Raw genomic sequence first — 7,980 nt, 5'->3', positions numbered from 1 at the left:
CTAAAAGAAAGTATAAGATGGTTTTATCAATGCTTAAAAGAAGAATTGAGTTACTAGAGAAGCTTGGTCTTATAAAAATTATAAAGAATCAATTATCTGTAAGTAAGCAAAAATACTCTTATAAAGTTATAAGAAAGTCAGATAGTTTTGTGCAGGTGGAGAATGGAAAAGAGAACGATAATGAGAATGAAAAGAAGAACGGAGTAGATAGGTTTGAAAGCATTGAAAACATTAGCTTTGAAGAGTATGGGATAGTGCAGAAACCTAAACAAAAAGAGATTTTATATAATACTTATATAAAGGATTTAAACACTGCTAAAGAAATTACAGTAAAACTATTTAAAGAACTTAAAATCAAAAAGGATATTATAAAAAATAGTGTTTTAAAAAGAGTAAGTGAGATTTATAAAACTATAAATGAAAAAGGTGCAGAAAAGTATATTAGTACAATTATTTTAAATACAGTAATGTACTTTGAAGTTTTATCAAGAAAATATAATGCAAAGCTTGTTATAAATAAAAGAGTGGGTAAAAGAAAGTTTTCAAGCTTTGAGGGAAGAACAAGAACTAAGGAAGAGTATGAGGATTTATATGATGATCCAAGTTCAAGTTTTGTATAAATTGATATTATGATTTTTCTTTAGAATGCAATATTTAGTTTGCAGAGATGTTATACTTAAGACAAGAAGATAGAGAAGTCAAAATACATATGTAAGAAATATAAAAAAAATAATGGAGGGATTTATAAAATGGCAAAGAAAGATATTAGAGCAGTTTTTAATGGATTAAAAAAAGATGAGCTTATAGAAATATTAATGCAAATTTGTGAAAAAGATAAAATCATAAAAGAAAAATTACTTTTTGAATATGCAGAATCTTCATCAGTGGGTAAAAAGAAGTTAGAAAGTGTAATTGATAAAGTAATTAAAAAGTATGCAGGAAGACATGAGTTTATTGAGTATAGAGAAGTAGGTTACTTTGCAAATGATATGTTTGAGATATTAGATAAAGTAACTCAAAATACAAATATAAAAGATAATCTAACTAATACTCTTATTTTTATGACAAAAGCAATAGAATCTTTTCAGTTTGCAGATGATTCAAATGGAGATATAGGTGACCTTGTATATAGCTGCTTAGAAAATTTACAGAATCAAGCAGTAACTGTAAGTGAGGAAAATGATAAAAGTAGAAATGAAATTTTTAGTGAATTACTTAAATATACAGAAAATGAAGTATTAGACTTTTCAGGTGAGTATATAGTATCAATAATTAATATTGCGTTAATACTTGTAGATAATGATATATTAAGAAAAAAATTAGAAAATAAAGTAGAGTTTCTTTTAGAAAAAGCAAATGATGAAGAATATGGTGGGTATGAAATTGAGGCATATAAGCATATTTTATTAGATATGAAAAGAAAATTTGCAAGCGAAAAAGAAATACAAAAATTTATAAATGATAATATTAATATAAGTTCATTTAGAAAATTAGTTATAGATGAATATTTAAAGGTGAAAGATTATGAGATGGCTCTTAAAATTATTATTGAGGGAGAAGAGGTTGATAAACAATATAGAGGTATTGTTAGTGATTGGAAGAATTTAAGATATAATATTTATAAGGAAATGGGAGCAAAAGATGAGCAGTATAAACTTGCTATGGAATTATATAAGGATAGAAATTTTGCATATTATAATGAATTGAAATTGATGAGTACAGGGAAAGAAAAAGAACTCTATGAGAAGTTAAAGGAATATGAAAAGACTAAAAATAAAGATTATTTTTATAAGGATTCAATGTATATAAACTTAATTCTTATAGAAGATGATATGGAAGCATTACTTGAGGTTGTTGTAAAAGACCCAAGTAGCATAACATATTATGCAGATAAGTTATTTAGAATTTATAAAAAAGAAGTTGCAGATATATATGAGTTTTTCATAAAAGAAGAGGCAGATAGAGCTAGTGATAGAAAAAGATATAAAGCTTTATGTAAATATATAAAAGAGTTTTTAAAGTATGCTGATTTAGAAAGAAAAACTAAATTAGTTGATGAATTATTAGAGAAATACAAGAAAAAACCAGCTTTTGTTGATGAACTTAATAAGATTTTATAAGAAATTTAACTATAAAAAAATCTAGTAGAGGGTTAAACCTATACTAGATTTTTATTTTATTTAATTACATAATATGATTAGCTTTTTTAGCTAAAGCAGTATTTATGTGTTGCACAAGTAAGGAGGCAATAATTACCCCTATAGCGATTCCTGCGGCTGTTTCAAAGGTGCTCATTCCATAGTGCATAAATGTTTCACTATCTTTAGTTAGAAGGCCTGTCATTGTGTAAAATAGACCACCTCCAGGTACAAGAGGTATAATTCCAGGTAGTAAAAATACAGTAGCAGGTGATTTTAGCTTTCTTGCAAGTATTTCAGAGTAAAAAGTTATTACTGCTGATGCTAAGGTTGTTGCTAGAAATATATTATCTAATATTTCATTTGAAATTATATAAGTTGTTATGGTAAAAAATCCACCAAGAGTTGCCACTAGTATTTTATCCTTTTTTACATTGTACATTAGTGCATAGCCAAGTGCACCAATAGCACAGGCTATTATTTGAGTTATATGTTCCATATTACATCATACCTCCAAGGTATAGTGCAGATGCAAATCCAAAGGTGATGGATATTGTTATAAGGGCTGTTTCTACAAGTCTAAAAGTCCCTGCAAGAATATCACCACAAAGCATATCTCTAAATGAGGTTACCATTGCCATTCCAGGTATTACAAGCATAACATCACCAATTATTATTTTATCAACATTAACACCAAGTCCAATTTTTACAGATGCGATAGCAAGGCATCCTATAATAAAAGAGATTATTCCAGTGAAAATTATTGGATTAACCAAGATGTTTTTTAGATGTTTGCTAAGTACAAAGAATATTATTGCTATAATTCCTACTGCTATAGCATCTCTAAAGTTTCCACCAAAGTATATACAGAATCCTATAGAACCTAGTATTCCACCAATTAGATTTTTCTTTGTTGTTGAAAAATCTGATAATGTAAAATTGTTTAGTACATTTTCTATGTAGGTATCACTAGGTGTATTATCACAAATATATCTTGATAAACTATTTAACTCTTCTAATTTTTCAAGATTAATATCACTAGCGTAAATTCTTCTATTCTCACTAAAGCTTAGCCCATTTTCATCTCTTATAGTTGCAATTATTAAAGTTTTAATAGCAAAAATATCTATTTTTACTATTCCGTAGCTTTTACAAATTCTTATAATAGTATCTTCGACCCTGTTTATTTCTGCATTGCACTTTAGCATATTTTCACCTATATCAAGTGCAATAGTTAATATTTTTTTAGTTTTCATATCAATAAGTTTTATCCCCCATAAATTAAAAAGTTTTTAGATTTAAATTACTTTTATTAATATATTCAAATTAATATAATTTTCTCTAATAGTCAAAAAAATTATATCATTAAATATACTGTGAAAATATATATAAAATACAAATTTTTCTGTAATTTTTAAAAGATAAGAAACATATATGAAGATAAAGAAATCTAAAAAAGTAGATGCTTTAATTTGAAAATCTACCTGTTATTTATAAAGTTACATAGTTGTTTTTTATTAATAATATATTTATTGATATAATAAATATATATTATGTGAAATATAGCAAGGAGCGTGAACTAAAATGATAGATTTAAAAGAAGAAACAATAAGTTCAAAAGTATTATGTGAAAATAACTTTTTGAAATGGAATTTGTTAGAGGTTAAACTTCCAGATGGAACAACTTCTAAAAGAAACCTTATAGAACACCCAGGGGCAGCTGCAATTCTTCCAATTTTTAATGATGGGAAGGTTTTACTTGTTAAGCAATATAGAAAAGCTATTGAGCGTGAAACTTTAGAAATACCAGCAGGAAAGCTTGATAAAGGTGAAGACCCTATGGCTTGTGCTAAAAGAGAGCTTGAAGAAGAAACAGGTTACAAAGCAAGTAAGATAGAGTATTTAGGTAAAATAGCAACAGCACCAGGTTTTTGCAATGAGATAATTCATTTATATAAAGCAAGTGGGTTAGAAAAGGGTATAAAGAATACAGATGAAGATGAATTTACTGAGAATGTTATAATTTCACTAGATGCGATGAAATCAAAGATAAGAGATGGTGAGATTATAGATTGTAAAACAGTTTCTATTTTGGCTTATCTTTTATAATTTTAATAAATTAACGCCTACATTTATTAAAATGTAGGCGTTAATATTATTATTTATTTAAAAATTTTATTTCTAATTACTAATAACAATACCATGATTATTCATATGATACCAAGTTCCAGCAATTTTATTCCAACCTTTTACCATAGTACCATTATCAGCGAAGTAATAATTTACACCCCATTGATGAATCCATCCAGTTTGCATAATACCATGATTATTAAAGTTATAAACATTTCCGTTTATAGTTTCCCAGCCCTTTGTCATAATACCATTATCAGCAAAGTAATAATTCTTACCATCTTGATGAATCCATCCAGTTTGCATAATACCATGATTATTAAAGTTATAGCCATTTCCATCTATAGTTTGAATTCCTTTTACCATAGCACCATTAGTAGCGAAGTAATAATTTACACCCCATTGATGAATCCACCCAGTTTGCATAATACCATGATTATTAAAGTTGTAAATTTTTCCATCTATAGTTTTCCAACCTTTTACCATAGTACCATTATCAGCGAAGTAATAATTCACACCCCATTGATGAATCCATCCAGTTTGCATAACGCCTTCATTATTAAAGTTATAAATATTTCCATCTATAGTCTGCCAACCAGTTTGAAGTATTCCTTGATTATTAAATTTATATTTTTTACCGTTAATAGTTTGAATTCCTTTTACCATAGTACCATTATCAGCGAAGTAATAATTCACACCCCATTGATGAATCCATCCAGTTTGCATAATACCATGATTATTAAAGTTATAAACATTTCCGTTTATAGTTTCCCAGCCCTTTGTCATAATACCATTATCAGCAAAGTAATAATTCTTACCATCTTGATGAATCCATCCAGTTTGCATAATACCATGATTATTAAAGTTATAGCCATTTCCATCTATAGTTTGAATTCCTTTTACCATAGCACCATTAGTAGCGAAGTAATAATTTACACCCCATTGATGAATCCACCCAGTTTGCATAACGCCTTCATTATTAAAGTTATAAATTTTTCCATCTATAGTCTGCCATCCAGTTTGAAGTATTCCTTGATTATTGAATTTATATTTTTTACCATTAATAGTTTGAATTCCTTTTACCATAGTACCATTATCAGCGAAGTAATAATTTACACCCCATTGATGAATCCACCCAGTTTGCATAACACCTTCATTATTAAAGTTATAAACATTTTCGTTTATAGTCTGCCAACCAGTTACTTTAGTACCTTTATTATTATAGTAATATTTTTTCCCGTTTATAGTTTCCCATTTTAATTTAGGATTTATATTACAACCATTTGTAAATGAAGAACCTATATAGCCAGTTTTTCCTTTATAAATTACTTTATACCATTTATTAGGAGTCTCTCCTAATACTTGAACTGTAGTTCCACTTGGTATATCAGCAATTATAGAAGCCCCATCTTGTGTAGTTTCAGGGTCACTATTTAAAGAAATTGCTGTATTAACAACTGTTGTTCCAGAGAGTGGTGTTATAGCTATATATTTTTTTGGAGCATTAGCTGCTGGGGAAGGATTTTTTGGTGACATCATTGTTTGTACATAATTAGGATTAGCTGAAATCCAACCAATTTGTCCATAATATTGTATTTTGTACCAATTTCCTTGTTGAGCAATAACAGATATATTAGCACCTCTAGTTAAAACTTTTATGCCAGTTCCTATTTTAGGCTCACTATTTAACCAAAGACCATTAGCTATTATAACTCCAGTTCCAATAGATGGATCCTTTGTAGATTGTATATGTTTGTATGGACCACCAATATTAGAGCCAGTTATAGTATTAGCAGTACCAACACTACCACCTAAACTTTCAGCAATACCATTACCCGCACTTGCATTTATCCAACCAAGATTTTCTTTATAATAAACTTGATACCAACCATTTTGAGATTTTATGACAGGTAAATTAGTTCCTTTTGGAATTTGACTATAAACACGCCCACTTCCTTGATTTTGATATAAAGAAGTCTGAGTCTTTACAGTTGTTGATCCAAAGGCATTATATTCATTTTTGTGTAGAGGATTTGATTCAGGCCCTTGATAACCTTGTCCATGTGTCCAATAAACAGTAGCACCAGTATAAGAATTATCTCCATATATTTGAGGACTTTGCCCATTTAAGTTTCTTTTTCTGTAGTATGGTTGAACAAAAGATTCATTTCCCATAACCCATGCTATACCACGTGCTTTATCTTTCCATCCCATAAATAAGAATGTATGATAATAACTAGCGAAACATAGGTCACCTTTTTGGATATAAGCAAAATTACTATGTTTGCTCCATCCATTATTAGAAAGCCAATTTTCTAAATGAGTAGTATAACCTATACTAGTTGGAACATTCTGATTAATTCCTCTTAGTGCTGATGATTGGAAAAATACACATGTATTAACAGGATTTCCACCATTTAAAGTTATAGCCTCTTTCATTGTATTTTGGTCATTTTCTAAATTAAGTTCGTAATTATATAAGTTTCTATTTATAGAACTAGCGAATCCTTCAGAGTCAAACCCTGGTGTAGCAAGAAAACTATTAGTCATATTTGGAGCAATTTTCATTGCTGAAATCCCTGAGAATACCATTCCATCTTTTTTTATGGCTTTTCCTTTTAGATTAGTAGCTTCTAAATTTGTTAATTCTTGATTTGAAGTATCACCTTTAGTTAAATTTTCATTTTTTGTAACTTTTACAGGTGCTTTTGTTTGATGAGTTAATAAAATGTGATTTTGTGACTCTGCATTATGTTTAATAGGTGCTGTAGAACCAACTACAATTGTAATAGCACCAGCTAACATTAGCATTCTTAATATATTTTTCTTTTGCATTTTTAAATTACTCCTTAAATATATATTTTTATCTTTAGTTAATACTAAATATTTCCAGTATAGACATTATATCAATAATTTCCAATTAAATAATAAAGAAAAAGATACAGAAATTTAACTTTTATGTAACAAAATGATAGGGGAAAAGAGATAGAGTCAAAGTAGTTATATATTTGTATGCAATTTCCAATATTTTTAACAATAAGTTATATTTTATAAAATATCTCCAATTTATAGTTTTTTTATATTAAAATATAATTAGTATTGGATGTTGTAGGATTAGCAGCATTAGACAGAAATGATATTAGAAGCTTTTGGAGGCGGATAAAAGAATGATATTTACTAAAACTATTATAAGAAAAGGATATGGAGAAGAACTTGAGAAATGCCTTGAGGGAAAGTTTGTTAGAAGAGATAGTAAGGAAGCAATTTATAATATATTAGAAGAACTTTTTTCAGATAAATCAAATTGTATGGAGTCAGATGAGTTTGCAAAGTTTTCGCTTTTAAGATATGAACTTATGCAAGATATGGATATAAAATATACTTTAGATATAATTGATACTAATATTGATAGGATAGAGCATATTACTAAAAATATTAAGCAACTATATAATAATCCGTATCATTTATTAGTTCTTTTAATAGATGGTGTGTTTGAGGATGTATATGAAGCATTTAGAAAAAATAATGAGTCTATATTAGGTCCTTTTGATGTTGAACTTGTACAAAAAGTATTAAATTTTATTTGTAGTTATACAGATACTACAGTAGATGAGATTATTGAATATATTTACGATATAAAGAAGAATAAAGATATAGAAGAAGAAGTGAAAATTGTACGAGAGCATTATAAAATATAGAATAAACTGTTATA

General features: G+C 27.9%; 7 protein-coding genes. 4 read left to right on the top strand and 3 right to left on the bottom strand.

The window, feature by feature from the left end:
* On the top strand, nucleotides 1-620 hold a 620-nt coding region (locus tag Q0V24_RS16620; protein ID WP_297523221.1), incomplete at its 5' end, for a hypothetical protein.
* Nucleotides 621-749: 129 nt separating this feature from the next.
* Complete coding sequence (locus Q0V24_RS16615) at nucleotides 750-2,120, top strand: hypothetical protein (RefSeq protein ID WP_297523220.1); 1,371 nt, start codon at nucleotides 750-752, stop codon at nucleotides 2,118-2,120.
* Between the two features lie 64 nt (nucleotides 2,121-2,184).
* Here Q0V24_RS16615 and Q0V24_RS16610 read toward each other — a convergent pair whose 3' ends face one another.
* Together Q0V24_RS16610 and Q0V24_RS16605 are read right to left on the bottom strand one after the other, a co-directional pair.
* Nucleotides 2,185-2,637, bottom strand: a complete 453-nt coding sequence (locus Q0V24_RS16610) for a threonine/serine exporter family protein (protein WP_297523218.1) — start codon at nucleotides 2,635-2,637, stop codon at nucleotides 2,185-2,187.
* Nucleotide 2,638: 1 nt separating this feature from the next.
* Nucleotides 2,639-3,394, bottom strand: coding sequence for a threonine/serine exporter ThrE family protein (locus tag Q0V24_RS16605; protein ID WP_297523217.1), 756 nt, complete (start codon nucleotides 3,392-3,394; stop codon nucleotides 2,639-2,641).
* A gap of 328 nt (nucleotides 3,395-3,722) precedes the next feature.
* On the opposite strand from Q0V24_RS16605, the gene Q0V24_RS16600 reads away from it, so the two are divergent.
* Nucleotides 3,723-4,247 (top strand): NUDIX hydrolase, encoded by a 525-nt coding sequence (locus tag Q0V24_RS16600; RefSeq protein ID WP_366938324.1) that lies wholly within the window; start codon nucleotides 3,723-3,725, stop codon nucleotides 4,245-4,247.
* Nucleotides 4,248-4,319: 72 nt separating this feature from the next.
* Here the strand turns inward: Q0V24_RS16600 and Q0V24_RS16595 are convergent, their stop codons facing one another.
* Nucleotides 4,320-7,103 carry an SH3 domain-containing protein gene (locus tag Q0V24_RS16595; protein WP_297523215.1) on the bottom strand — a complete coding sequence of 928 codons (2,784 nt, stop codon included), beginning with the start codon at nucleotides 7,101-7,103 and terminating at the stop codon, nucleotides 4,320-4,322.
* Nucleotides 7,104-7,435: 332 nt separating this feature from the next.
* Between Q0V24_RS16595 and Q0V24_RS16590 the strand changes: the two genes are divergently transcribed.
* Nucleotides 7,436-7,966: a hypothetical protein gene (locus Q0V24_RS16590; protein WP_297523212.1), complete on the top strand. Its 531-nt coding sequence runs from the start codon at nucleotides 7,436-7,438 to the stop codon at nucleotides 7,964-7,966.
* Nucleotides 7,967-7,980: the final 14 nt, after the last annotated feature.

Source organism: uncultured Clostridium sp. (genome assembly GCF_947039605.1).
Taxonomy (GTDB): domain Bacteria; phylum Bacillota; class Clostridia; order Clostridiales; family Clostridiaceae; genus Sarcina.
The sequence above is the reverse complement of the archived record's forward strand: the minus strand, read 5'-3'. Positions and strand labels throughout refer to the sequence as shown.